At 43.6% G+C, this 24,525-nt stretch carries 20 protein-coding genes and 1 pseudogene; 8 read left to right on the forward strand and 13 right to left on the reverse strand.

All coding sequences use genetic code 11. The features are described 5' to 3' along the window. Positions 1–22: 22 nt before the first annotated feature. Genes SNE26_RS25900 through SNE26_RS25910 form a run of 3 tightly spaced genes read right to left on the reverse strand, consistent with a single transcriptional unit; the run spans position 23 to position 2,138 of the window. Positions 23–742 carry an SGNH/GDSL hydrolase family protein gene (locus SNE26_RS25900; protein WP_321556745.1) on the reverse strand — a complete coding sequence of 240 codons (720 nt, stop codon included), beginning with the start codon at positions 740–742 and terminating at the stop codon, positions 23–25. Next, the gene (lipB, locus tag SNE26_RS25905; RefSeq protein ID WP_321556746.1) at positions 742–1,497 is read right to left on the reverse strand and encodes a lipoyl(octanoyl) transferase LipB; all 756 of its coding nucleotides are present in this window, start codon (positions 1,495–1,497) and stop codon (positions 742–744) included. Before lipB ends, SNE26_RS25900 begins: the two co-directional genes overlap by 1 nt. Further along, entirely contained in the window at positions 1,497–2,138 is a 642-nt protein-coding gene (locus SNE26_RS25910; protein WP_090530799.1) for a 4'-phosphopantetheinyl transferase superfamily protein, read from the reverse strand. Before SNE26_RS25910 ends, lipB begins: the two co-directional genes overlap by 1 nt. Positions 2,139–2,349: 211 nt before the next feature. Here SNE26_RS25910 and dcd point away from each other — a divergent pair, with 211 nt between their 5' ends. Further along, complete coding sequence (gene dcd, locus SNE26_RS25915) at positions 2,350–2,886, forward strand: dCTP deaminase (RefSeq protein ID WP_090530796.1); 537 nt, start codon at positions 2,350–2,352, stop codon at positions 2,884–2,886. A gap of 156 nt (positions 2,887–3,042) precedes the next feature. Further along, positions 3,043–5,760: a TonB-dependent receptor gene (locus tag SNE26_RS25920; protein ID WP_321556747.1), complete on the forward strand. Its 2,718-nt coding sequence runs from the start codon at positions 3,043–3,045 to the stop codon at positions 5,758–5,760. A gap of 332 nt (positions 5,761–6,092) precedes the next feature. On the opposite strand, the gene SNE26_RS25925 is transcribed toward SNE26_RS25920, so the two are convergent. Next, positions 6,093–6,950 (reverse strand): hypothetical protein, encoded by an 858-nt coding sequence (locus SNE26_RS25925; RefSeq protein WP_321556748.1) that lies wholly within the window; start codon positions 6,948–6,950, stop codon positions 6,093–6,095. 99 nt (positions 6,951–7,049) lie between these two features. Here SNE26_RS25925 and SNE26_RS25930 point away from each other — a divergent pair, with 99 nt between their 5' ends. Next, the gene (locus SNE26_RS25930; RefSeq protein ID WP_321556749.1) at positions 7,050–7,331 is read left to right on the forward strand and encodes an ATP-dependent Clp protease adaptor ClpS; all 282 of its coding nucleotides are present in this window, start codon (positions 7,050–7,052) and stop codon (positions 7,329–7,331) included. A gap of 18 nt (positions 7,332–7,349) precedes the next feature. Continuing rightward, complete coding sequence (locus SNE26_RS25935) at positions 7,350–7,898, forward strand: histidine phosphatase family protein (RefSeq protein WP_321556750.1); 549 nt, start codon at positions 7,350–7,352, stop codon at positions 7,896–7,898. A 455-nt stretch (positions 7,899–8,353) separates the two neighbouring features. Here SNE26_RS25935 and SNE26_RS25940 read toward each other — a convergent pair whose 3' ends face one another. The 4 genes from SNE26_RS25940 to SNE26_RS25955 form a co-directional block, all read right to left on the reverse strand. Beyond that, positions 8,354–10,432 carry a TonB-dependent receptor domain-containing protein gene (locus SNE26_RS25940; protein WP_321556751.1) on the reverse strand — a complete coding sequence of 693 codons (2,079 nt, stop codon included), beginning with the start codon at positions 10,430–10,432 and terminating at the stop codon, positions 8,354–8,356. A gap of 252 nt (positions 10,433–10,684) precedes the next feature. After that, positions 10,685–11,815, reverse strand: coding sequence for a TlpA disulfide reductase family protein (locus SNE26_RS25945; protein WP_321556752.1), 1,131 nt, complete (start codon positions 11,813–11,815; stop codon positions 10,685–10,687). 101 nt (positions 11,816–11,916) lie between these two features. Further along, positions 11,917–13,104, reverse strand: coding sequence for a TlpA disulfide reductase family protein (locus SNE26_RS25950; RefSeq protein WP_321556753.1), 1,188 nt, complete (start codon positions 13,102–13,104; stop codon positions 11,917–11,919). A gap of 58 nt (positions 13,105–13,162) precedes the next feature. Continuing rightward, on the reverse strand, positions 13,163–14,344 hold the full coding sequence (locus tag SNE26_RS25955) for a formimidoylglutamase (protein WP_321556754.1): 1,182 nt from the start codon (positions 14,342–14,344) through the stop codon (positions 13,163–13,165). Positions 14,345–14,510: 166 nt separating this feature from the next. Here SNE26_RS25955 and SNE26_RS25960 point away from each other — a divergent pair, with 166 nt between their 5' ends. Further along, positions 14,511–15,479: an NAD-dependent epimerase/dehydratase family protein gene (locus SNE26_RS25960; RefSeq protein ID WP_321556755.1), complete on the forward strand. Its 969-nt coding sequence runs from the start codon at positions 14,511–14,513 to the stop codon at positions 15,477–15,479. 10 nt (positions 15,480–15,489) lie between these two features. Here SNE26_RS25960 and SNE26_RS25965 read toward each other — a convergent pair whose 3' ends face one another. Together SNE26_RS25965 and SNE26_RS25970 are read right to left on the reverse strand one after the other, a co-directional pair. Beyond that, positions 15,490–15,783 carry a HigA family addiction module antitoxin gene (locus SNE26_RS25965; protein ID WP_321556756.1) on the reverse strand — a complete coding sequence of 98 codons (294 nt, stop codon included), beginning with the start codon at positions 15,781–15,783 and terminating at the stop codon, positions 15,490–15,492. Between the two features lie 29 nt (positions 15,784–15,812). Continuing rightward, on the reverse strand, positions 15,813–16,127 hold the full coding sequence (locus SNE26_RS25970; protein WP_321556757.1) for a type II toxin-antitoxin system RelE/ParE family toxin: 315 nt from the start codon (positions 16,125–16,127) through the stop codon (positions 15,813–15,815). Between the two features lie 172 nt (positions 16,128–16,299). On the opposite strand from SNE26_RS25970, the gene SNE26_RS25975 reads away from it, so the two are divergent. Further along, positions 16,300–17,589, forward strand: a complete 1,290-nt coding sequence (locus SNE26_RS25975) for an HAD-IB family phosphatase (protein WP_321556758.1) — start codon at positions 16,300–16,302, stop codon at positions 17,587–17,589. Here the strand turns inward: SNE26_RS25975 and SNE26_RS25980 are convergent. Further along, positions 17,586–18,068, reverse strand: coding sequence for a universal stress protein (locus tag SNE26_RS25980; protein WP_321556759.1), 483 nt, complete (start codon positions 18,066–18,068; stop codon positions 17,586–17,588). The two genes, SNE26_RS25975 and SNE26_RS25980, sit on opposite strands and share 4 nt — an antisense overlap. A gap of 84 nt (positions 18,069–18,152) precedes the next feature. On the opposite strand from SNE26_RS25980, the gene SNE26_RS25985 reads away from it, so the two are divergent. Both SNE26_RS25985 and SNE26_RS25990 read left to right on the forward strand, forming a co-directional pair. Beyond that, the gene (locus SNE26_RS25985) at positions 18,153–19,106 is read left to right on the forward strand and encodes a tryptophan 2,3-dioxygenase family protein (protein WP_321556760.1); all 954 of its coding nucleotides are present in this window, start codon (positions 18,153–18,155) and stop codon (positions 19,104–19,106) included. Positions 19,107–19,236: 130 nt separating this feature from the next. Then, positions 19,237–20,307, forward strand: a complete 1,071-nt coding sequence (locus SNE26_RS25990; protein WP_321556761.1) for a branched-chain amino acid aminotransferase — start codon at positions 19,237–19,239, stop codon at positions 20,305–20,307. A 163-nt stretch (positions 20,308–20,470) separates the two neighbouring features. On the opposite strand, the pseudogene SNE26_RS29590 reads toward SNE26_RS25990, so the two are convergent. Beyond that, positions 20,471–21,564: pseudogene (locus SNE26_RS29590) on the reverse strand (ISAs1 family transposase). 313 nt (positions 21,565–21,877) lie between these two features. After that, complete coding sequence (locus tag SNE26_RS26005) at positions 21,878–24,436, reverse strand: family 20 glycosylhydrolase (RefSeq protein ID WP_321556763.1); 2,559 nt, start codon at positions 24,434–24,436, stop codon at positions 21,878–21,880. Between the last annotated feature and the right edge of the window lie 89 nt (positions 24,437–24,525).

The raw sequence follows: 24,525 nt of genomic DNA on the forward strand, positions 1-24,525 counted from the left end.
AAATACAAATCTTATTTTCAATCTATTTTTGCACAAAAACAGTTCCCATAGCCGCCTTCAGCTTATCAACCCACATCCCATACATTTTACCCGATGGGTGCAGACCGTCACTGGCCAGTAACGATAAGTCATTTGCCGCTAATTTAGAGATGCCTGTAATTTCAACGTAGTTAACTTTGGCATTGCCGCTTATGCTACGGTTAATATCATTGAACTGATCAATCTCTGGGCCAATCACGGCATCCTGCCCATGAGCATAAGGCGTAACTCCATAATCAGGGATAGACAGTACAAATACATGCTCCCTGATACCGCCAGCAAATTTAATGGCCGTATTTAAAACCTGTTCAAACTTAATGCGGTAATTTTCCTGGCTTAAACCATCATATTGATCATTTACACCTATCAGCAGCGTGACTACATCATAAGTATTGCTTTTGATGACGCTTTGATCAATAGCTTCAATCAACTCATCGGTTGTCCAGCCGGTGCGGGCAATAATAGTAGGGGTATTTACTTTAAAGCCGTTTAATTGGTTAGCCAGTTGATTAGGAAATGCCTGTTCAGGGGGCACGGACTGGCCTATGGTATATGAATCGCCGAGGGCAAGGTATGTTAGGGTATCCTGTATCACTGTAACTGGTTTTGGCAGGGAATTATAACTAACCGGCGCCGGCGTGTTTTTGCCCGTACAGGCCGATAATGTAACTGCTGTAAGTAAACTTAAAATTATTCCCTTCATTATAATATCTCCATACCAAAAAGTACGGAAATGTGATGTTTAAGGATTTTTTTAACTTCATTAATATCAACCTCATGCCCAAGTTCCTGCTGTATAGAGGTCACAGCCTTATCGTCAATGCCGCAGGGCACTATATTTTTAAAATAGCCAAGATCGGTATTTACATTGAGCGCGAGGCCGTGCATAGTTACCCAACGGCTGCAGCGTACACCCATGGCGCATATTTTACGGGCTTTGTCATTATCGGCATCAAACCACACACCGGTATAACCTTCATAACGACCGGCCTTCAATCCAAAATCGGCAAGGGTAAGGATCACCGCTTCTTCCAGCGTACGCAGGTACAGGTGGATATCAGTAAAAAAATTATCAAGGTCGAGTATCGGGTATGAAACAATTTGCCCCGGTCCATGATAAGTAATATCACCGCCCCTGTTTATCGGGTAATAAACCGCCTGCTTTTCTTTCAAACCCGCCTCATCTAACAATAAATGCTCAGGCTTGCCGCTTTTACCCAGGGTATACACGTGTGGATGTTCGCAAAAAACCAGGTAATTAAAAGTTTCGTCGGCTTCGATGGTATCGTAGGCAACAGCAGTACCGGTATTTTTAGCAGCTGCTTCATAAGCCGTTTCTCGGTTACGGTTGTCTATTTTAGTTTTAACCGTTTCACTAAAAAGGGTTTCCTGTTTATCCCAGGCCTGCTGATAATCAATCAGGCCCCAATCCTGAAAAAATACTTTCTTGTTTTTCATCACTCGCCCTTTACGTAGCCTATCATATAATCTTCATATTGCAGATAGCCTACGGTATAATCAATGGTGGTATCTTTTTTATTCAATTGCGCATTCACCACGCCATGGTGTTCAAACTGAAAAGGCTCCAAAAAAATGTTATCGGCAAATGAAACCTCCTTTTGCCCGTTGCATTTATAAACAGCTTCTTTGGCGCACCAGCAAACATACAATTGCTCAATTTTTTGCGGGCCATTTATAAATTTCAGCTCTTCCTTACGCATAAACTTGTTGGCAATACGCTCAACCTTTTGTTTAATCTGCTCTATATCAATCCCAACCTTGTATGTTTTGCTGATCATCACAGCGGCATAATCAAACGAATGGCTTAAGGAGATATGGTAAGGCAGGTTAACCAGGTAGGGCTTGCCATGCTCATCAACTTTGCAGTCAATATACTCATCGGTACGGAGCATTTTGCGCAGCAATACGCGGGTCCCCAGCCAGTGCAGGTGGCGTTTGCCATTGCTCAGGCTCTCCACAAAATCCTTTTCCTGCTGGTCAAGTTGTAACTGGCTGTACAGGTCTGTAGCCTCCTCCTCGATACGCCAGAGTGCAAACTCGGTGTCATCATCAATACGCTGCCTGTATGCTATCGCCATAAAAGTAAAATTGCAAAATAGGTTGCAAACATATGTCAAAAAAAATTAAATAATATCAACGCAGCTACATATTCGTAATCAGCTGAACCATATTAGGTTTAGGGGCCGTTTCTGCGCTATCTGAACGCATTTCGCCTGCCAATATTGTTTATAAAAGCCGGTGCCGATTAGGCTAATTTTCATAATTTAGCGCCAGCAATAACCTGCCTGTATGATACTATCTGATAAGCGCATCCTCGAAGAAATTGAACAAGGCCATATTATTATTGAACCATTTAACCGCGAATACCTGGGTACTAACTCGTACGACGTTCATTTGGGCAAATATTTAGCCACCTACCGTAGCCGGGTGCTTGATGCTAAAGTTCATAATGAGATAGATGGTTTTGAAATTCCGAAGGATGGCTTTGTGCTTCAGCCCAATACGCTTTACCTGGGCGTAACTATGGAGTATACCGAAACCCATCGCCACGTTCCGTTTTTAGAAGGCAAATCAAGCACCGGGCGTTTAGGTATCGATATCCATGCGACAGCAGGCAAAGGAGATGTTGGTTTCTGCAATACCTGGACACTTGAAATTTCATGTGCCCAGCCGGTACGCATTTACGCCGGCATGCCCATTGGCCAGCTTATTTATTTTGTAGTTGAGGGCGAGATTGAAACACTGTACAACAGCAAGGCCAACGCCAAATACAACAACCCTACTACACGCCCTGTTGAAAGCATGATGTGGAAGAATAAGTGGTAGTGTTAAGTCGAAAGTCTTAAGTGCTAAGTCTGGGAAGAAATCAGACTTGGGACTTCAGACTTACTACTTCAGACTTAGTACTATAAACAGTATCATACTTATTATAAATACGTAAATACTTTTTGCGTATCTTGGTAGTTCAAGATTTATCTTTCTATGAACCTCAAACGCCTATCGGTCGGGACCCTTATCACCCTTATTGTTGGTGCTACTTTAGCTTTTGTAAAACCCGATGATGAGCTGGTAACAAAAATCATTGCGCAGCTTGATAAATGGCGCACCGATCATCCGCAGGAAAAAGTTTACCTGCACTTTGACAAACCCTATTATGCCATTGGCGAGGATATTTGGTTTAAGGCCTATGTTACCATCGGCAGTGAGCATAAGCTTTCGGCTTACAGCGAAACCCTGAATGTCGACCTTATTGATGATAACGATTCAGTAAAACGCAGCCTTAAGCTCCCGCTAACAGCAGGCCTGGCAGCAGGTGACTTTGCCCTGGCCGATAGTATGGCAGAAGGCAACTACCGGATCCGCGCTTATACCAACTGGATGCGTAACGAAGGCGAAGCTTATTTTTTCAATAAAACCATAACTATTGTAAACGGTATCAGTAACAAGGTATTCACCAAAACCGCCTATACCTACAATACCTTAAATGGTAAACAAAAGGTAACTGCTGTTATTACCTATACCGATCTTAACGGTATAGCCTACGTTAATAAGCCTGTAAGTTATGAAGTTGAAATAAATGGTAAATCTATCTCACGGGGCAAAGGCATAACCGACGACAAAGGCAACCTCACAGCCGGTTTTACCACTAACCAGGCAGTTTCCATAACATCCGGCCATATCAATACCGAGGTGAAGCTTGATGAAAAACATACTATTGCGAAAGCCGTGCCCATAAAAACACTATCAAATAAGGTTGATGTTCAGTTTTTCCCGGAGAGCGGAAATTTAATTAATGGTGTTTTTGAAAAAGTGGCTTTTAAAGCCGTTGGCGCAGACGGGTTAGGAGTTGATATTAAAGGTTTTATTGCCGACGATCAAAACAACCAGGTTGCGCCATTGGGCGAAAGTCATTTTGGCATGGGTACTATTACCTTTGAGCCTGAAAGTGGTAAAACCTATAAAGCGCACATTACTTATGCTGATGGCTCGGAAGGTGTTTTTGATTTGCCCAAAGCAGTTGATAATGGCTATGTATTAAGTGTCAACAGCATGCGCGACGATAAGGTGTTTGTATCCATCATCCCCGGTAAAAACACCGGCAATGGCACAGCTTCATTATCGGGTTTAACGCTGATAGCGCAATCGGGCGGTGAGCTTTGTTATGCAGGCAAAAGTAAGGACGGGGCAACCTCCTTTTCGGCTGCCATACCTAAAAATAAATTTCCATCGGGTATAGTACAATTCACCCTGTTCTCGGCAACCGGCGAGCCACTGAATGAGCGCCTCATCTTTGTTCAAAACCCCGATCAGCTTAAACTTGCTGTCACCACAGAAAAACAGAGCTACAAGCCGCGCGAAAAAGTGACCATAAACCTCAACGCTAAAAACAGTGAGGATAAGCCCATTGTCGGTAGTTTTTCAGCATCGGTTATTGATGAATCAAAAGTTAATACAGATGAGGTAAACGAAAGTTCGATATTTTCAACCTTGCTGCTTACGTCAGACCTGAAAGGATATATAGAAAAACCTAACTACTACTTTACCAATATAAGCAACGAAACCAAGGCCAACCTTGACGCACTGATGCTTACCCAGGGCTACCATCGCTTTGAATGGAAACAGCTGCTTGCTGATAAATTTACCCCCATAGTTTTCAAGCCCGAAAAATCATTGGAGGTAACAGGTCATCTCAAAACGTTCGGGGGCAAACCGGTACCAAACGGCAAGGTTACCCTGTTTTCAACATCGGGTGGTACCTTTATTATTGATACTGTTGCCGATGCTGAAGGCAAGTTTACATTCAAAGACCTCGTTTTTAGGGATAGCATCAAATTTGTGATCCAGGCGCGCACTGCCAAAGACCGCAAAAACCTCGATATTACGCTTGACAACGTAACCCCGCAACCCGTTGGACCTAATAAAAACGCACCCGATCTGCAGGTGAACATCAATGATGGTGCATCGGCTTACCTCTTAAACAGTAAAAAGCTTTATGATGACCAGGTAAAATACGGCATCGGTAATCACACTATCGTATTAAAAGAAGTAGTGATCCGCGAAAAGCGGGAAAACCCTTTTAAAAATTCGGCCAACCTTAACGGGCCGGGCAATGCCGACCAAACACTTACCAGTCAGAACCTGATGTATGGGGGAGGAATGCTATCTCAGATTTTACAAGGCAGATTAACCGGTGTGATTTTTCGTAACGGCACGCCTTATTCAACCCGCAGCCCGGGAACTCCTATGCAAATTGTGCTTGATGGAACCTATGTGGGAACCGATTTCCTGGATAACTTAAATGTAACCGATATTGCCACTATTGAAGTTTTACGTAGCATTGGCAACACCGCGATTTACGGATCAAGGGGAGCGGGCGGCCTTTTAGTTATTACAACCAAGCGCGGCGGTGAAACTGTTTACACCAAATATGCGCCGGGCATTGTCACTTATGCTCCTAAGGGTTATTATAAAGCGCGCGAATTTTATTCGCCTAAGTATGATGATCCTAAAACCAATGCCCAAATGCAGGACCTTCGCAGCACCATTTACTGGGCTCCGGGCTTGCTAACAGATAAGGACGGTAATACGTCGATGAGCTTTTTTAATGCCGATGCTAAAGGTACGTACCGCGTAATAATTGAGGGTATTGATGCTGATGGTAATTTAGGACGGCAGGTTTATAGGTATAAGGTGGAGTAATATTATGTCGGAAGTCCGAAGTCGGCAAGTCCGAAAGAAGTAGGGATAGTCGGAAGTCCGCAGTTGGGAAGTCCGAAGGAAGTATTAAATCGGAAGTCCGCAGTCGGGAAGTCCGAAGGAAGTATTAAATCGGAAGTCCGCAGTCGGGAAGTCCGAAGGAAGTATTAAATCGGAAGTCCGCAGTCGGGAAGTCCGAAGGAAGTATTAAATCGGAAGTCCGCAGTCGGGAAGTCCGAAGGAAGTATTAAATCGGAAGTCCGCAGTCGGGAAGTCCGAAAGATTTAAGCAATACTAATGTTTAAACCTTTCGGGCCTTATGGCTGACAAGCACCTTATTTGTTACTCAAAAAATACTTCTCCCAAAAATCAACGGATTTTGACATTTCGCCGGAACCGCCTGCGGCACCGCGTCCTGCACCGCCACCCATACCCCCGCGACCGCCTCTCCCGCCACGGCCACCGCCCATGCCACCTCTTCCTCCGCGGCCGCCACCGCCGCCAAAGCTTCCGCCCTCACCTTCTCCTGCACCACTGCCACCTGCCGGGCGCTGAAAGCCATTGATCTTAAAATTAAAAGCCCACTCGCTTTTAAAGGCATCATTACCGGCATGGAAAAAGCTTAACGGGATAGCAGCTTCATAAACCAGGTCGCCATTGGCATCATAATTTATGGCTGTTTTAATGCCGTAGGTATTTGATGTGGTGATCATATCGCCATCAATATCCTTAAACCCAACAACCTTAATATATCGCAGCTTGGTTATCCGCTCGCGCATCAGCTCGTCACGGTCGGCCTGGGTAATTTCGCCGTTATCATCTCTTAGCCTGGCAAACTCCGGCTTTTCATCCGGTGCTGCCAACGGAAAAGTAAGCATAAAACTATCTTTCTTTTTCCCTTTAGGGTCAATGCTCAGTGTAATCCCTGCATTTAACACTTTCATTTTATCAAGCCTGTCGCTAATGCGGATAGCGGCATACAGGTAATCCTTATCATTGGCCAGCGCGTAGTTCAGCCTCTTTTCTTCGTTATAATAACGTAGGCTATCGCCCCAGTCTTTCAGGTTGCCATCAATGTTAATATTAGCGGGTGGGGCCTGTAAGTTGTTTTGAGTACTTTGGGCCGATAAATGGTGAGCTGTTAAAAGTTGTGCAGTTAATGCTAAAACAAAAGCCGGGGATGCTTTTTTCATGTGAAATTTTTTAGGGGTTTTGTGTAACATGATTTTTAAGACCATGGAACACGATTTTAACATTTTTATTATTGTTTTTGAGTAAATTTGTAGTTACGTATGCCAACTGAAGTACAGGAAGAAACATTTACCCTCGAAGAGTTACTTGCAGGACTTAAAGAGATGCATCGTTTAATACTCTGGAACGATGATTTTAACACCTTTGACCACGTGATCCACTGCATGATGAAATACCTGGATTACTCCGAACCCCAAGCCGAAAAGATAGCATGGAAAGTACATAACGAAGGCAAATGCGCCGTACTGGAAGGCTCCTTTACCGAAATGGAGATCTACCGAAAGATCCTTCTGCAGGAGGGTTTAACAGTTTCCGTAGAATAAACACAAATAGTAACCGACATGATAAAAAAAATTCTTTTACTTTTTTTGATAGTCGGTTGGGCAAGCCTGGCCGCCTTTGCGCAGGGTAAAAACCTGAAACTGGTATTTATCCGCCATGCCGAAAAGCCGGATGTTGGGGATAACCTTTCATGTGCCGGTTTTAACCGTGCGCTTAAACTTCCCGAGGTTTTAAAGGCTAAATTTGGCCTGCCCGATCATATTTATGTGCCGGCCATGCACCAGGGTAAATCCACCCCAAGGGCACGCATGTTCCAAACCATCTCGCCGTTTGCTGTAAAATATAATCTCTCTATCAACAGTAATTTTGAAGAAGAGGATGATAACGGCGTGGCTAAAGAGCTTACCTCAAAAAAAGGCACCATCCTTATAGTATGGGAACACAACGAGATTAAGCCTGTACTGAAAGCCCTCGGCCTTAAAGTTAAAGACCTGCAATGGCCGGATAATGATTTCGACAGTATTTGGATAGTGACCTTCAAAAAAGGAAAGCCATCATTAATGATGGATAAAGAAGGGATTACACCGGCCGCGGGATGTAGTTTTTAAATTAACCCCTCCCCTTCATTTACGCCTCCGCCCGGCCGGAGCCCATACCGCTAACCTAAGAAAAAGCGCGGAATTGTGCGATTCCCCTCTTGAGAGGGGCGGAGGGGTGTGTTTCTGCGCTGATAAGCTTGTAGCAGAAACACACCCCTGCTCTCAAGAGGGGAATCGCACAATTCCGCGCTTTTTCTTCCCCGGCCATGAGCTAAATATTTCAGCAAATCTTTCGCGTTAACCCCCCTTTTTTATTAATCAATTGTAGATCAATTACTTAAACTGAAATATTAAAAATTGTGTTAACCCTGTTAACCCCTCTGCCGCCGAGTGGCAACTATCCCACGGCCTCTGGCCGGCGTAAACAAGCATGTCGTACACAGGCCAGAGGCCTGGAAATAATCGACACTCGGCAGGAGCCGAGCGTCGGCGGTGTTTACTATGATCTATGAACCATAAGCCATCTAATATATAAAATTCATCCCAACCGAATAATTCCTCAACGGTGCTGCATTATAATACCTGTTACCCACAGCATTCAAATCATTACCCAGGCTATATTTTTGGTTCAGCAAGTTATCCGCGGCAGCAAATATTTCAAAATGTGTTTTATGGCCGATGGCTGGCTGATAACTAATTCTTGATTGTAAAAGATTATAATGCCCTGCGCGAACAGAGCCGGCATCGTTAAGCGGAATACTCGACGTATAATTATGTTGAATAAATAGTGACAAATATTGAGGAAACCTAATTTGCAGACTTGTTACGTAAACGAAATCTGGCACACCTGTAAGGCTATTACCACTGTAATTGCTGGTAGCATTGGCATAGCTTCTGAATTTAAATTGATTGAACGTATATGATTCATTAAATAACAGCCCCCGGATAAATGAGCTCCTGTTTTGCTTTATTATCCAATAGTAAAAGGATATTTCTGTGCCGGGTTGGTTAGTGCCCCCAGCGTTAATATAATGTTCTGTTTCGTCGGTGTTTACGCGTCGTACAATAGCATTAGTGATACGGTAATAAAAGACCGACAGATCTAACATCAAACTTTCATCGTGGTTACGCAAACGAAACCCCGTTTCGTAATTCCAACCGTATTGGGCTTGCAGGCTGGTATTAACAACGTTATCTGTTGGCCTTACTTCAGCAGTTGTGGGAGTTGAGTACCCTCTGCTAATTGTTGCCCTCCATACAAAATCATTACTTATCTGGTATGACAAAGCCAGCCTCGGCATCAGTTGTGCGCTGAAGTTGCGGTTAGTAAAGTTGTTTTGATTAAGCGGATATAAGTTTTTAAAATCATAACCATAATCATTTAAGCTTACCGCCGCTTCGATATGCAGGCGTTTGTACACATCAGCAGCATAACGGGCAAATACAAAATGCTGGTTGGTGTGAATATCATCAATGGTTTGGATGGTATCTTTTACCCCCTTCTTATTGCCATAGTTGGCAATGTGTGAGTTGGTTTGCTGCCATTCAAAACCGAGGTCAATTTTCCAGTCTAAATTGGGTTTCTTATCGCCGGTTAATTCAAAATAAGTACGGAAGCCATAAGTGTTTTCGCTCCGCTGCTCATAGTTGGTGATAAAAGGGTTGGCGAAATCAACATGGTTCCCAAAAACAGCCAGTACGTTGCGGATGTGATTATTGAAATGGTATTCGTTGGTTAGGCCGCCTAAATACATTTTGGTGGTGATACCTATACGTTGCTGAATAGCCCCGGGCAAAGTTGGTGTAGGCTGGCGGGCTAATCTCGGATTGGCTGTATACTGGGCCAAATTTAAGCCCCCCGGTGTTTGATAGGCCAGGTCAGAATAAATCCCCAGTGCTTTTAATGTGTTTTTACCACTGTAGTTCCAGCTATCGGCCAGTTGCAGGTAGTTACGATGCGTATCGCTGTTTTGCCTGTAACCGTGATAGGTTTGAAAGCTTTGGTTAATGTTGAGCAGGTAATTGGTGGTTTTTAATTGTACCGCAGCTTTTTCATGAAACAACCCGTACGAGCCGCCATTTATGCCGGCTGAAATATAGGTACTGTCGTTATACCGGTTAAGCGGACTAAGGATCACCACCCCACCCGAGTTGGCCCCAAATAAGCTACCATCCGGACCTTTTAATATTTCAACCTTTTGTATGCCCGCTATATCAATGGCATTTAAATAGCTGTTGCCCCCGGCGTCGGTAAGTGGGATATCGTCAAAGTAGATCTTTACATCCCTTACCCCAAAAGGTGAACGAAGCAAGCTACCCCTTATAGATAAACGATAGCTGCCCGGCGAACGTTCTTCGGTACGTACCCCTGGAACTGTATTTAACGCGTTTACAAATGAATTATCGGGCTGAATCCTGAGCTGGGCCGCATTAAGCACACTTACTGATGCCGGTACGCTTATTACAGGCTGATCGCTCAAGTAACCTTTAATGATCACGGGTTTAAGCTCGGTAGTGTCTTTTTTGGAGCGTATTTTATTTTGAGCATTGGCTGTAATAGCAACAGCAAGTATAGAAGTTATAAGAGTAAAGCGTTTTAGCATAGATTGACAATCAGGGATAGCCCTCAAAAATAGGTGTTTATACTTGTAAAAGCATATCGCCCGTTTGTAAATATCTTGATGTTGTGAGCTGACAGAGTTGAAACTTACGACGTTTTGAAAACTCGTAAGTTGGGCTTTTGGACAATGCCTGCCATTTTCCTTTTGTTCCTTAAATCTCAGGGATGAGGAATAAACAAAAAGCCTTAACAAATTGATTTGCCAAGGCTTTATGATCAATGACCTAAAATGGCATTAAATCTTTCCAAAAATCTCCGCAAGCTTGTTCTCCAGGTCTTCACCCCGTAGGTTTTTACCTATGATCTTGCCGTTAGGATCTAATAAAAAGTTTTGGGGGATGCCGCGTACGGCATACAGATCGGCAGCTTTGCTGTCCCAGAATTTAAGATCGGATACATGGTTCCAGGTAAGGCCATCTTTGTGGATAGCTGCCAGCCATTTATCTTTAGCATTTGGCCTGTCTAACGATACACCAAGAATAGTAAAGTTTTTGCCTTTGTAAGTATTGTATGCTTTTACCACATTAGGGTTTTCACGGCGGCAAGGGCCGCACCATGATGCCCAGAAATCTATCAGTACATATTTACCGCGGAATGATGACAGGCTCACCATTTTACCGGCAGTATCAGCTTCGGCAAATTCGGGTGCTATAGCACCTAATGCCACGGCTTTTAATTTCGGCAGGCGGTCGGCAAATTTCTTGCCTGCTTCGGTTGCTTTAATAGCAGGGCTAAAGTTGCTGAACAATGGGGCAATATCTACGTAATCGGCACTGTAAGCATATGATTCAAGCGCGTTAAGGCTTACATATGAATCGGGGTTTTCCTGGATAAACTTTTTATTTACCTGTGCATCCCGATCGTCTATCTTTTTTTCTTCGGCGTTTAATTCGGCCAGTTGCTCTGGGGTAGCGGTTTTACGTTTTGCAGCAAGCGCTTCGTATGCGTCGTTGATCGGTTTTTCGGCCTGGTTATATTTTTCGTTGTCGTTATTGGTTTTGGTGCCTGCTATTTTTGCATCAGCAATTTTATCAGTTGCGGTTACCTCGATGGTACCCGGTTCCAGGTAAATGGAACGGTAATCTTCTGAGCTATGCAGGCCGGTACCTTTGGGGTTAAACAAAATATAACCGCTTACAGGTGTTGTTGTGCTTGTTTTACCGGTAAATTTGAAGTTCCCTCCGTTTAATACTGCCGAGTCAACAACCGTTTTTCCATCTTTACGATATTGCACATAGACTTTCGCCGGTGCGTTATAGACGCCAATTTTACCTTGCACAGTATATTGGGCATCCTGGGCAAAAGCTAAAGCAGGGGCGCTTGCAATTGCTGTTAAAGCTATTTTTTTAATTGAGGTCAAGTTCATATCGCAATATAATAAAATTAGCCGGGTATTAAATATCCGGCTAATTCAACGGTGAATATGACATATTAATTAATATTGCCCTGGCAGGGCCTTAGCAACAATTAATTGTATTTCCCAAACAGCTGTTCCAGTTTGGCATCAAGATCTTCGCCGCGCAGGTTTTTTGCAATGATTTTTCCCTGCGGATCAATCAGGAAGTTTTGAGGGATAGATGTTACCGAGTACAAGGCAGCAGCCTGGTTGTTCCAGAATTTAAGATCGGATAATTGTGTCCATTCCAATCCGTCACTTTTAATGGCAGCAAGCCACGCCGATTTGCCGTCGGGCCTGTCTAAAGAAACCCCAACTACCGTAAAGTTTTTGTTTTTAAACCTTGCATAGTTACGCACCACATTCGGGTTTTCCTGGCGGCAGGGACCGCACCATGAGGCCCAAAAATCAAGTAATACATATTTGCCCCTGAACGACGATAGCTTTACAGGAGCTCCGTTAACATCGTTTTGTATAAAATCAGGAGCCTCGGAGCCGATAGCCGTAACTTTTAGGGCGTCAAGCTGCACCTTCATCATTTTGCCGGCCTCGGTATCTTTGATGTTTTGCGACAAAGAATTGTATAATGGCTCAACTTCGCCAAGGTCGGGAGCAGGACCGCTTACTGAAGTCAGGGCAAGCAAGCTTAAATAACTGTCGGGGTTGGCTGCAATAAAGCTTTTCAAGGTTGTTTTTTGCTCTGTTTGCAGGGCTTTATACCTTGCCTGCACGGCACTCCTGAAAGCTGCCGATTTTTGCTGTTCAGGCGTTGCTGCCTTGGCCTCAGCCATCAGTTTTTCGCCTTTTTGATTGATGGCTTTTAACTGGGCCTGGAGTTTTACATTATCAGCATTGAGTTTAGAGCCTGTGATCTGTGCGTTATCTATCGAATCTTTACTGACGATTGTGATGGTACCTTTTTCCAGGAAAAAATCTATGTCGTCGGCAGTTTTTGAAATCAGACTGCCGTTATCGGCATATTTATAGCTGCCGTCGATAAATTTTTCGAGGGGTAAACCCTTATAGTTAACGGCTAATGTGGCATTAACGGGGTTAAAGATAGTGCCGGTAAATGAAAATGCACCGTTAACCACATTGGCCGAATCGGTAACATTATTAGCACCCAGTTGGTACGATAAATATACCTTGGCAGGTGCGGTGACATTGCCTAATTTGCCATTAATAACAAAGGTATCTGTTGCCTGTGCAAGTGCCGTTACCGGCAGCATGGCGGCTATGTAAAAAAATAATTTCTTCATTAAAATATATAAAAACTCTACGCTGCTAACGTTTGAGCATGGGTTAAAATTGTGAATATCAGTTTAATTTTTGATAAGTACGCCACCAAAGATCCGGCAATTCGCCCGAGGTTGCCGTTTTATAATCGGCATAACTACAGGGTACCAAATGAAAACGCTCGTTAGGTGAACCGGCTGAAGGATAGGGCACCTGCATCCACCAGCGGTCGGATTTTTTGCTTTTTACAAATATTACTTCCTGGTCTTCATGGGTTAGGCTGGTTTTATAGATCAGATATTGTGATTTTGGATTAAGCGGAAAATCTCTCTTACGGTTATAAAAACCATCAATAAAATACCAGATCATTTGCGCCAGCTGCCAGGCGGTTTGCCCGTTACTGTCATAAGCAGGGTTAAATTCATAAAAACCTATCGAAGTAAGCTTATCGTTAAAGCCCGCGTAACGACAGAGCTGGCAGGCTTCTTCGCCATAAAAACCATTTGGCGTGGCATTGGCATTTCCCATGGCATCGGCAGCGCGGATGGCGCCGATATCGAAACTTACCATACTGGCATTGCGGATAGTGGGTTCAGTAACAGCAATGTTGCCGCTCAGTTCGCCTAAGCGGTGTACATCAAAAAAAAGCTTATCCATCACCCGCAGGCTGTCCTGGCTTACAAAATAGGTTTGGTAGCCAAGATTGCTGAAGTTGAACAGGTAATTTGGATCGTGCAGGAATATTTTATTGAGATAGGAGCCGGAGGTTGTTTCGATACTGCCGCCATGGTCATCCTCGTCCAGGTCAAAATGCGAATCGATCACCACCAGGTCAACCTTTTGTTCAAGCTCTTCATAGCCCATATATTGGGCATAGGTAATATCCTGTCCGCCACCTAAAATAACCGGGATGATATCTTTTTTGATCAGTTCGGCCACTACGGTTTTAACAGCGACGTAAGTGTCAGTCACTTTTTCGCCGGCACGAATGTTTCCGAGATCTGCGATTTTTACAGAATAGCCGCCTTCATTGAGCTGGTAAAGTTTTTCGCGGATATAATCGGGCCCAAGCGAACAGCCCGGGTTGCCGGTTGCATTGCGATCATCCATAACGCCAATGATAGCAATATCCGTTTTCTCTTCCAGATCGGGAAAATCGACAGAATAATGCACAATTTTATCGCCAAGCTGGCTGGTATAATAGCCTTTTTTAGGAGCTATCTTTTTAAGATCAATCGGCGTAAAAAAATCAGCTAATGACATAATTATTTAATGTGCAGATTTCAGATGTGCAAATGTGCGGATTTTTTAGCCGAAAGCTTAAGGCCAAAAGCAGAAAGCTTTTCTTACCATGTTGCTTAAGTTTAAAAAAGAAAGCTTTCGGCCTTAGCCTTTCTGCTTTGAGCTAAAAAATAATCACATTTGCATCATGATCTTAATAACAGGCGCAACTGGTTTTCTCGGGGCCGAACTGGCAAAACTTTTAATTACCACTACCGGGCAACGGATCCGTTGTACCAAAAGGGCAAGCTCCGTTATCCCAAAGCTATTGTTGCCTTATCAGCAAGGCATCGACTGGGTTGACGCCGATATGATGGATATTTTTGCCTTGGCCGATGCGCTTGATGGCATTACACAGGTTTATCACTGCGCCGCCTGGGTTTCATTAAAACAGGCTGATAAGAAGCCAATGATCAGCACTAATGTTACGGGGACAGCCAACCTGGTTAACCTGTGCAACGAGCGTGGTATAAGAATGGTGCACGTAAGTTCAATAGCTGCTATTGGCGCAGCTAAACCCGGCGAGTTAATTACCGAAAACCATCACCTGGAGCAATCAACAGAAAATGATGGCTATGCCATATCCAAATTGGAAAGTGAGATGGAAGTTTGGCGGGGTATTGCCGAGGGTTTGGATGCTGTTATTGTTAACCCTTCGCTTATTATAGGTGCAAGTGCCGGTACTGAGGGAAGCGGTGTGTTGTTCAATACAGTAAAAAAGGGGCTGAAATTTTACACTTCAGGCACTATTGGTTTTGTTGATGTGGAAGATGTTGCCAAATGTATGACAGGTTTAATGAACAGCAATATCACCGCCGAACGCTACATCATTAGCGCCGAAAACCGCGATTATAAAGGGATGGTTACCGAGATCGCGAATGGATTCGGAATTAAACCACCTGCTATTTTTGCTAAGCCCTGGATGATGGAACTGGCCTGGCGTGGAGCGGCTGTTGCAGCTGCTTTGACCGGAGGAGATCCGGCCATCGACAAAACATCGGCCCGGGCAGCTTCCTTGACCCGCGAGTTTGATAATTCAAAAATTAAAAAGGCGATAGGGTTTGAGTTTAAGCCGATAAGTAAAACTATAACGGAGGTTTGCTCGGCTTTAAAGTAGGTTGAGCGGGTTAAACCGATAGCTCTTCTTCTCTGGCAACAAACAAATCATATTCCATTTGTAAACCTAACCAATAATGGGAACTGATACCTAATAGCTTTTCAAGCCTTACAGCAAGCTTTGCAGAAATATTTCTTTTGCCTGCAAATATCTCGCTTAAGTGATGGGGCCAAATATGGAGGGCTTTAGCTACATCCTTTTTGAGGATAGCCCTTTCTTTAATTTCTTCCTGCAAAAATTCGCCCGGATGAAATGCTTCTATTTCAACTTCGTTACCATTATGATCTAATACCTGATTATTCATAATTAGTATGATGGGCTCCTGGCCCTAATTTATGAGTAGTGATTGTTGATCTCTTCAATACAAATGATCTCCAATCTGCTGATCTCGTTGTTTTCAATCCGAAATATTAAACGGTAAGATATATTCAATCGTATCGAATATTTACCCTCGTATTTCTTTCCTTTTAGTTTTTCAAAATGAAGGCTTTTAATCATCCGCAAATCAGCAGTATTTTTTGCCTGTCTGATTTGGTATAAGCGTTTTTTAAAAGCTTTGATCACTTCGTCCGGAAAAGGTGATTTTCCGGTTACTTTGTTGTAATTGGCCACTTCACCCAGAAAGTGATCTTCAATTATTACATGCATCGCTACGGTTTATTAAATGTGATTGATTTTTTCATTGTTTTTGCTTTAAAACTGTTTGAACGTTATCAAATATATCAATTAATGATGAAATTACCAAAAAAAGGTTATTTCAATTTAAACTACAAACTCTCTATACTTCATCAGTAAATTTTTTCGCACCTTTGCACCCAAGATGGAGCAGTACTTTATTATTGATTTCGACAGCACTTTTACACAGGTTGAGGCCCTTGATGAACTGGCCCGGATCTCTCTCAAAAATCGTCCCGACCGCGAAGATATCTACAAGCAGATTGAAGATTTGACCAATGCATCGATGGAAGGTAAACTATCCTTTACCGAAAGTTTAGAGCGCAGGGTAAAACTACTCAACGCCAACCGCGATCATTTAAAGCAACTGATCAGCCATCTTAAAAAGAAGGTTTCCACTTCTTTTTCGCGAAATACTATTTTCTTTAAAAATCACCAGGACGAGGTGTTGATCGTATCTGGCGGGTTCAAAGAGTTCATTACACCGGTAGTAACCGAATATCACATTAAAAAAGAAAATATCTACGCCAACACTTTTGTGTTTGACGAGGAAGGCAATATCATAGGTTATGACCGCGAAAACCCGCTTTCGCAGGAGGGTGGCAAGGTAAAGCTGCTGAAAGAGCTCCAGTTACCGGGCGATATCTATGGTATCGGTGACGGCTATTCTGATTTCCAGTTAAAGGAATCGGGCATGATCAAAAAGTTCTTCGCTTTTACCGAAAACATCGAACGTAAATCGGTAGCCGAGAAGGCCGACCATATTACCCCAAGTTTTGACGAATTCCTCTATCTGAATAAACTACCCCGTGCCATCTCCTACCCTAAAAACCGTATTAAATGCTTGGTTGTGGGTAATGTGGATGAGGATGCTTTAGACCAGCTCAAAAAAGAAGGATACAACATGCGCCACCGCGAAAGCGTTGAAGAAAAATATCTTGAAGAAGCCGGCGTATTGTTTTGCGACGAAGAACATCAGCCAAGTGCTGAGCAGGTTCAAAATGCAGGCAGGTTAAAGGTGATTGGTATTTTTGGCAAATGTAACCGCAAGCTGGCCGATGCCGCTGCCGAAAACGGGATCATTATATTTGACGACCCGAGGCATAATCCGCACAGCAACGACTTCCTTCCGAAAAGGGTAATGGCGTTCATGAACGAGGGCAAAACACATACCAGCTGTAATTTCCCCGATCTGCAACCGCCGCGTGTTAACAATGCGCACCGTTTAATTCACATCCACAAAAACGTACCGGGGATCCTGGCTAAAATTAACGATGTGTTCGCCCGCCATAATATTAACATTGTGGGTGAGTTCCTGGTTACTAACCCGCAAATAGGTTATGTAATTACCGATGTTAACACAGGCTATGATACCGAAGTGTTGAATGAGTTAAAAGCCATTGAACATACTATCAAGTTCAGGCTTTTATATTAATTTTTCGCTTCAATATAAGGTACAACCAATACAGGGATCAACGATTTGTTGACCACCTGCTCGGCAACGTTACCTAAAAAGAATTTATCGATACCGGTACGGCGATGAGTGCCTAAAACTATCAGGTCGGCATTAAATTCTTGGCCGCATTCAATAATGCCCTCGGCTGTTGAGCCGTATTGGGTAAATTGAGCTATCTCCAGTCCTTCGCCCCATTCTTTTGCTGTCTGATTCAGCAATGCGGCAGAGCGGTCGGTTTGCAATGTTTCTAATTCTGTGCCTGGCAGGTTTATATTAGGATCAAATGGCATCCCTCCTAATAAGCCGTCCTGGGTATCGGTGGGCACTATGATAGGTTCAACTATATGTACCAAACCTACTTCGGCACTATAGGTATGGGCTATATCAAAAGCGTAGGCCGCTGCATAACGTGAAAACTCGCTTTCATCAATGCCGATGAGTATCTTCCTGATCTTCATAATAATATTTATAAGGCTTGTATCCTTTATAACAACCTAATACGGATATGTTTTAGCAGTATACTATTTTATTACCTTTGAAGTATGCATTTCTCTCCCGAAATTGAAGACCGGTTAAACCAACTGCAGGAAAAATATGAAGCCATGGGCCAGGATATGAACTCATATCTTGATGGCCTGCTTTATGCCGATTTTTTAACCTATTGGGATTATATCCACCTGGATACCCTGCTTAGTTTACAAAACCCTAAAACACCATTTCCTGACGAGGAGATCTTTATTATTTATCACCAGATCACGGAGCTGTATTTTAAGCTTGCCCTGCATGAGTGCAAGCAAATTGCCGAAGCAAGCCCGCTGACTGCTGAGTTTTTTACCGCGCGGCTAAAAAGGATCAACCGGTATTTTGGTGCTTTGACCCACTCGTTCGAAATCATGGTTGACGGGATGGAGAAAGAGCAGTTTTTGAAGTTCAGAATGTCATTGCTGCCGGCAAGCGGTTTCCAGTCGGGCCAGTACCGGATGATCGAGATTTATGCTACGGATTTTATAAACCTGGTTGCTAAAGATAAACGTGAGGAACTGCAGCATGCAACTATTGAAGCGCAATTTGAATACCTGTACTGGAAGTTTGGCGCTACCGAACTTTCGACCGGTAAAAAGACTTTGACGCTTAAACAGTTCGAGAAAAAATACTCAAAAACATTTATTGAGCTGGGCAAAGCTGCCGTTAAGCACAACTTTAATACACTGGCTAAACAGTTTGATTCATCATCAGAACTGACTCCTGAATTACGCAACGAATTGCGCCAGCTGGATATCAATGTCAACGTAAACTGGCCGCTTTCTCATTATAAATCGGCCGTGCGGTACCTGAACCGCGAGCCGGAGGATATTAAGGCAACAGGCGGTACCAACTGGCAAAAATACCTGCCTCCGCGCTTTCAAAAAAGGATTTTTTACCCCTGGGTTTGGACGGACGAAGAGAAAGATAATTGGGGCAAAGCCTGGGTTGATGATGTACTGAGCGGTATTTAAAAATCGCAACCCGATTGTCATAATTGCGCAGTGTATATGTGATAATCACCAATTAACAGCGTGATTTTTTGGCTTTGGATTCAAAAATAGTTAACTTGCCATTTTCTATTATTTATTAATTTATAATGCCATGACCGAGACATTGGACATCAAGATCAGCAGGACTACTGCTTCCCGTTTGCAGCAAACGGACTTCGACAACTTACCTTTTGGAAAAACTTTTTCTGACCACATGTTTGTGGCCGATTACGCGGACGGTGAATGGAAAAATCTCTCGGTCATTCCCTATGGCGAAATTGGTCTAAGCCCTGCAATTTCAGCACTTCATTACGGACAAGCGTTTTTTGAAGGACTGAAAGCCTATAAACACGCGGATGGAAAAATCACTGTTTTCCGCCCGGATAAAAATGCTATCCGTTTCAACAAATCGGCCGAGCGCCTTTGCATGCCAACCTTGCCCGAAGAGATCTTCCTGCAAAGTATAGCTACCCTGGTTGATCTTGACCGCGATTGGGTTCCTTCAAAGCCAAACCATGCTTTGTACATCCGTCCGTTCATGTTTGCTACTGATCCGTACCTGGGCGTAACACCGTCTTCTACTTATAAATATATGGTATTGGTTGGCCCGGTTGGCCCCTACTTTTCAAAACCATTGCGTGTTAAAATTGAAACACACTATACCCGCGCTGCTGAAGGCGGTATGGGTTATGCCAAAGCTGCTGGTAATTACGGAAGCTCCATGCTGCCTGCCCGCAAAGCAACCGAAGAAGGTTTTGACCAGTTAATATGGACAGATGCCAAAGAGCATAAGTTTATTGAAGAAATGGGTGCAGCTAACGCTATGTTCCTGTTAGATGGTAAACTGATCACCGCCGAAGCAAAAGACACGATACTGGATGGTGTAACCCGCGATACCGTGATTGCCTTAGCTAAAGAGTGGGGTATTACTGTTGAAGAGCGCAAGGTTTCTGTAGCCGAGATTGTGGAAGGTGCTAAAAACGGTAAACTTACCGATGCCTTTGGTGCCGGTACCGCCGCAACCATAGCCCCTGTAGCTTCAATCAGCTACGAAGGCAAAGAGTATTTCCTGAGCGATCCGAAAACACGTGAGTTTTCGAACAAGGTATTTGATACACTTGATGCTATTAAATATGGTAACGCTCCCGATACCCATAACTGGAATTACCTGGTTAGTGAATAATCATTATTGATATAGAATGCAAAACGCCTCGGAAAATCCGGGGCGTTTTGCGTTTATGTTATATTTTGCCGCCGCCCGGCTCCAGTCCATAGCCGTTAACTTAAGCAATTAATTAAACAAACGGGTTTTAAAAATCCCCTCTCGAGAGCAGGGCTGTTGCATTCTAATTTAATAGTTGTTTTAACCTGTTGATATCGTTGCAAACAAGCCTTTGCGCTTGTGCGAGGTTTGGGTAATCATTTATTCTAAATACATTAATAACTATGTTTCTGAACACAGAAGTATTTTCAGGCGCATTGGATGTTCTAATTCGTGAAGCGTCTTCGTTAAATGTCACGTCCTTTACCCAATGAAGACTGTTTTCTATACTCCAATGGCTTTTAATACCATGGCAGAATGTTTGCGCATTACCGATTAAGCTACTGATGAAAAAGGCGTATTCTTCCCGGATACGTCCTTTTTCTTTTACCCAGCGATGCACTTTAATAAGTTGGCTTACCCCAGCCCATGTGTTACTGATTTCCTCTGTTCCCGGGTACACCCAAACTGTTCTACGTTCTATTCGCCCTTTGTTTTTCAACAACTCAACAAACTTACTACAAACCATTGCCTCGTCCGATGTAATGGTTTCGATCTTTTTGTAAAGGTTCTTTTGATTCTTCTTCACGCCTATTATATAATTGTTATCTGTATCAATAATAGCCTCTACCGTTTTTTTTGACAATGTAATGCGTCAAGTGTAAACGTTACCCCCTGTAATCCTAAACTGGAAATAAGCTGCTGAACTACAGAGATTTCACTTTGTTTTGAGTTGTCAACTAAACCATGGCCAACGACTTGATTACTCCTGCTACTATACAAGCTTACCAGGCTTACAAATCGTTGTTTGTCAAGAGAATAATCGCTCATCGTCCCTTTCATTGCCTTACCATCTATATGTAGCCATTCATTTTTAGACAAATCAATATGCTGACTGGCCCATTTATGGAAACTCTCATTTAAGCTGTTAAAGTCTAAATCTTGTATTACACGTCTTATAGTATAAAAGCTTGGAAGGCGGGCTTTATTAGGCTGAAAGAAGGCCAAAAGATCGACTTCATTCCGCTTTATAAAATCACCCATCGAACGATAGCCATGATAACCGCTCATTGTACTCATTAACACAAGCAACAGAATGAAAGTCTGGTCATGGCGCTGGCCTGCCTTTCGCCTTATATCCGGTAACTCTGATAAATACGCTAATATGCTCTTATCCATCCTAACTTTTTTGACCTCAAGTTAACTTATAATATTTAGAATGCAACAGCCCTGCTCTCGAGAGGGGATTTTTAAAACCTTTTGTTCAATTAATTGCTTAGGTTAACGGCTGTGGGCTCCAGCCGAGTGTCGATTATTTCAAGGCCTCTGGCCTTTGTACGCCATGCTTGTTTACGGCGGCCGGAGGCCGTGGGATAGTTGCCACTCGGCAGGAGCCAAGCGGCGGCAACCGTGGATTATTAAAAAAGCCTTTATATCTTGCTGCGCAAAATATAAAGGCTTTTTAACTGCAAACCTAAAACTGCAAACTGAATTACGGGTTCAAATTATTACTTCCTCCTTCAGCAATATTACTTCCCCGCCCTTTCGGATCAAAAGCCCGGAATTTGATAACACCACCGTTATAATTAACCGGACCGGTATAAACCTTACTACCGGTATCAGGGTCTTTGCCATTGGTTGTATAACGGATAGTTAAGCCCGGAAATTCAACATTGCTCAGGTATTTACCATCCTGAAGACTAATGCCCGGTTTTGGCACACGATAATCATAACCGCCGTTGTAATAAGAAAGGCGCGGCAGCTCACGTTTACCCAAAACATTCAGAAAGTTTGACCAGGCCACCTGGTATTCTTCTTTACTTTTTGCGGGATCTTTTTCGGTAGCCCATGCCGGGTCTTGCGCCCAGGCACGTTCGGCAAGGCCAAGCAGGCGCGGGAAGATCATGTAATCCATCCGTTCCGGGCCTTTCACTGTTTCGGCCCATAGTGCACCCTGCAAACCCACGATATTGTTTTTGCCATAGTCCGTAAGGCGTTGCTTGCCGATGAAGATATTCCTGTTTATCGGGTTGCCTTGCTTATCAACATCAGCATTTTTAAAATAATCGTACGGGATAAATGAGAAGAATTTATCAATGCCCAAAAACGCGCCCCAATAATAGCCCGGCTCATCAAACGACTTATAGTTAGCCATATCAAAATACAGGTTGGTAACGCAGGTTAGCACCACTTTGTAACCACTATTGGCCAAACGATAAGCCAAATCCTCCTGTCCTCCGCCTAACACGTTGTTCCAAACATCAACCTGTAGGTGTTCTTTTGTAAAATCCGGATTTGGTACGTAAGCTGGCTGACCGTCGAGTGTAGTTTTACGAAGCGCCATTTCTTCCCAACCCGAAAGCAGGATGCCTTTCACCTTAAGGATCTCATTAACGCGACCATAAAAGTAGTACCACAGATCGTTTGTGTTTTGTATTTCGGGATGTGTGGCCTTGAGCGCCACATACGCCGGTGATTTTTCCCATACGTTGGCAGGTACTTCATCACCACCAAAATGAATGGTAGACAGCGGTGCGCCCGCTTCTTTATAAGTATTGATCAAATCGTTGACAACAGTCTCCACAAAGTTATAGGTTGATGGCAGCGATACGTCAATCACATTATCATTCCAATACTGTACCGAGCGATATTCAGATTTATCGTTGGGATCATACAGCAGATATTTTTCGGCTTCAGTCTTTTTACCTTCGGCCATCAGTCGGTCGTAGCGGGCATTCATCGCTTTAATAGCGCCGCGGGCATGGCCGGGTGTTTCAATTTCAGGTACTACGGTAATATGGCGGTCGTTAGCGTATTTCAGGATCTCGATATAATCGGCCTTAGTATAATAACCGCTGCCGAAAGGATTGTTAATCTCCGGACCGGAGCCGTGCGACGGTGGCAGGTGGCGTTTGCTATCAAGTGTATGCCCGCGTTTCGAGCCAACAGAAGTAAGCTCGGGTAATGACGGAATCTCTATTCTCCATCCCTCATCATCTGTTAAATGCAGGTGCAATACATTAAGCTTGTACATACCCATCGCTTCCAGCAGTTTCAGCACCTGTTGTTTCGACTGAAAGTTACGGGCTACATCAAGCATCACTGCACGGTACGCAAAACGGGGGGCATCTGTAACTTCCACACAGGGGATTTGTACCGAAGATGGTGTTTTAGCTAAAGCGCTCGCCGGGATCAGGCTTTTGAATGACTGGATGCCATAATAGATGCCTGTACTTGCAGATGCCCGGATAACCACATTGGTTGGCTTCACACTTAGCTCGTAAGCTTCATTACCCAAACCGGCTTTATATTCAAATGAAATAATTTTGCCTGAAGATTTGCCTGTGCTCTTTTTTCCGAAAAGGCCAGCAATATAATTACTTAAAACAACTGCTTCTTTGCTGAACCGTGCATCAGCTGATGAAACTTGAACACCCGCAGAAAACGAAAAGGTGCCGCTGCCCGGGCTATAACTAATCGGCGTAGGAAAAACTTTCACCAATTGATCGGCAGGAATATCGGTAACCGTTTTATTCCTGTCATAAACAATTTCGGGGGTTATTAAGCCCTGGTAGGTTGGTTTGTACGGCATAATATCATATGAGCCGAAAGAATAGCCTTTTTCAGGTTGTGTATCCCAAACAAGGTATGGCCCTTCGGGCGCATCGGTGATGTTTACCACAGGATCATCGCACACAAATTCAATGCGGGCGGTTTCGCCGGGTTTCAGGTCTTTAAAGCCGGATGTTGGGGTTATGCTGTATAAGTCGCCGTTAACCTGCTCAATCAGGGCGTTATTGCTAACGGCTGCTTTGGTAAAGCCCCGCCCGGAATTAAAGTAGATCTTCCATCCCCCTGCCGGTAAAACCTCATGACTTTTATTGGCAATCACCAGTGCGGTGAGGGCTTGATTTTTATTCTGATAGTTATTATCCATTACCTGCCAGGTGAGGTGCAGGTCGGTTATGTTCGGTTTTTTATCATCATTAATTTTAAAACCGCTGCATACAAAAACCGCGGCGACAACCATCAGCGTAAAAATTTTGTTCATAATTGATCCTGTGCCTGGGAGATAGCAGACAGGTAAATATATCACTTTTTAAATTATTTTAATAAGTGTTTTTTGCGTAGAGCGCATCA

This window comes from Mucilaginibacter sp. cycad4, assembly GCF_034263275.1.
Classification (GTDB): domain Bacteria; phylum Bacteroidota; class Bacteroidia; order Sphingobacteriales; family Sphingobacteriaceae; genus Mucilaginibacter.

Coding starts and splice junctions, on each gene's coding strand:
- SNE26_RS25900 (WP_321556745.1), bottom strand. CDS start 742: ATGAAGGGAATAATTTTAAGTTTACTTACAGCAGTTACATTATCGGCC.
- lipB (WP_321556746.1), bottom strand. CDS start 1,497: ATGAAAAACAAGAAAGTATTTTTTCAGGATTGGGGCCTGATTGATTAT.
- SNE26_RS25910 (WP_090530799.1), bottom strand. CDS start 2,138: ATGGCGATAGCATACAGGCAGCGTATTGATGATGACACCGAGTTTGCA.
- dcd (WP_090530796.1), top strand. CDS start 2,350: ATGATACTATCTGATAAGCGCATCCTCGAAGAAATTGAACAAGGCCAT.
- SNE26_RS25920 (WP_321556747.1), top strand. CDS start 3,043: ATGAACCTCAAACGCCTATCGGTCGGGACCCTTATCACCCTTATTGTT.
- SNE26_RS25925 (WP_321556748.1), bottom strand. CDS start 6,950: ATGAAAAAAGCATCCCCGGCTTTTGTTTTAGCATTAACTGCACAACTT.
- SNE26_RS25930 (WP_321556749.1), top strand. CDS start 7,050: ATGCCAACTGAAGTACAGGAAGAAACATTTACCCTCGAAGAGTTACTT.
- SNE26_RS25935 (WP_321556750.1), top strand. CDS start 7,350: ATGATAAAAAAAATTCTTTTACTTTTTTTGATAGTCGGTTGGGCAAGC.
- SNE26_RS25940 (WP_321556751.1), bottom strand. CDS start 10,432: ATGCTAAAACGCTTTACTCTTATAACTTCTATACTTGCTGTTGCTATT.
- SNE26_RS25945 (WP_321556752.1), bottom strand. CDS start 11,815: ATGAACTTGACCTCAATTAAAAAAATAGCTTTAACAGCAATTGCAAGC.
- SNE26_RS25950 (WP_321556753.1), bottom strand. CDS start 13,104: ATGAAGAAATTATTTTTTTACATAGCCGCCATGCTGCCGGTAACGGCA.
- SNE26_RS25955 (WP_321556754.1), bottom strand. CDS start 14,344: ATGTCATTAGCTGATTTTTTTACGCCGATTGATCTTAAAAAGATAGCT.
- SNE26_RS25960 (WP_321556755.1), top strand. CDS start 14,511: ATGATCTTAATAACAGGCGCAACTGGTTTTCTCGGGGCCGAACTGGCA.
- SNE26_RS25965 (WP_321556756.1), bottom strand. CDS start 15,783: ATGAATAATCAGGTATTAGATCATAATGGTAACGAAGTTGAAATAGAA.
- SNE26_RS25970 (WP_321556757.1), bottom strand. CDS start 16,127: ATGCATGTAATAATTGAAGATCACTTTCTGGGTGAAGTGGCCAATTAC.
- SNE26_RS25975 (WP_321556758.1), top strand. CDS start 16,300: ATGGAGCAGTACTTTATTATTGATTTCGACAGCACTTTTACACAGGTT.
- SNE26_RS25980 (WP_321556759.1), bottom strand. CDS start 18,068: ATGAAGATCAGGAAGATACTCATCGGCATTGATGAAAGCGAGTTTTCA.
- SNE26_RS25985 (WP_321556760.1), top strand. CDS start 18,153: ATGCATTTCTCTCCCGAAATTGAAGACCGGTTAAACCAACTGCAGGAA.
- SNE26_RS25990 (WP_321556761.1), top strand. CDS start 19,237: ATGACCGAGACATTGGACATCAAGATCAGCAGGACTACTGCTTCCCGT.
- SNE26_RS26005 (WP_321556763.1), bottom strand. CDS start 24,436: ATGAACAAAATTTTTACGCTGATGGTTGTCGCCGCGGTTTTTGTATGC.